We start from the raw sequence: 1,014 nt of genomic DNA on the forward strand, positions 1-1,014 counted from the left end.
TTTTCAAAAAACCTCGCCGGGGGGGGCCAAGGTTGCGGGTGGTACTTCGACGGCGCGAACTTCCAGCGTTTCCTCGTCGATGCCAATGTGTATCTTGCGCCAAATCCGGCGTTTAAAGCATCCGGCTCAAAACCTGAATTGTTAGGGATTCCCTTTGGCCTTGATTTGTGATTCATCCTGTTTGGGAGGATGGATCATGTCAGCACCTTTGCCGGATGCGCTGCGAGCGCGGTTTCGGAAGTTGATTGAGGAAGGGTTAAGCGGGCGCGCGGCAGCGTTGCGATTGAAGCTTTCACCCGCCACCGGAGCGCGTTGGGGTCTTGCGATCCGGCGCACGGGACAGGCCAGAGCTGCGCCGCAGGGCCGTCCTCGCGGCAAGGGCAAGCTTGATCCACATCGCTCCTTTCTGATCGAGTTGATTGATCAGGACGGCGACATGACCATGCCCGAACTGGCCGGTGCGCTGGCGGATGCGCCCGGCGTTCAGGCGCACCCCGATGCGATCGGCCGGTTCCTGCGCAAGCTCGGCTTCACGTACAAAAAAAAGACGTTGGTCGCGACTGAACGACGCCGCGCGAGGGTAAAGAAACAACGCGACCATTGGGTCAAACACCGCTTGCCTGCCGTCTCGGCCCGGCCAGATCGTGTTGTCCTTATTCCCTCTCGTGCATTGCTGCGCAATACCCTGCCGGGCAGTGGATGAAACTTCCGTCAAAACCAACCTGACCCGCCAGCGTGGGTGGTCACAGCCAGGCGCGCGGCTGGTCATGGATGCGCCTTTCGGATCATGGGGGACACAGACTTTCATCGCGGGCCTTGGTGCCCATGCCTTGATCGCACCGTGGGTCATCAAAGGGGCGATGCCTCTCGTGACATTTTCTTCGAAAATGCACTGCCGGTAATAGATGGGCCAGCCTTTGCGGCTTCAGCGGGCCAGTGCCGCCACGATAGGGCAGGCTCACGTTCAGTGTTTTCTGGCGGCGGCACAGGGGGCTGAAGCCCGGACACAGCCAG

The 1,014-nt window shown here is 60.3% G+C and carries 1 protein-coding gene; it reads left to right on the forward strand.

The window, feature by feature from the left end:
* Positions 1-208: 208 nt before the first annotated feature.
* Positions 209-703, forward strand: a complete 495-nt coding sequence (locus HEP69_RS23590) for a hypothetical protein (protein WP_290560956.1) — start codon at positions 209-211, stop codon at positions 701-703.
* Positions 704-1,014: the final 311 nt, after the last annotated feature.

Origin of the sequence: Aestuariivita sp. (assembly GCF_021404545.1) — a bacterium.
In the GTDB taxonomy this organism is placed as follows: Bacteria; Pseudomonadota; Alphaproteobacteria; order Rhodobacterales; family Rhodobacteraceae; genus Aestuariivita.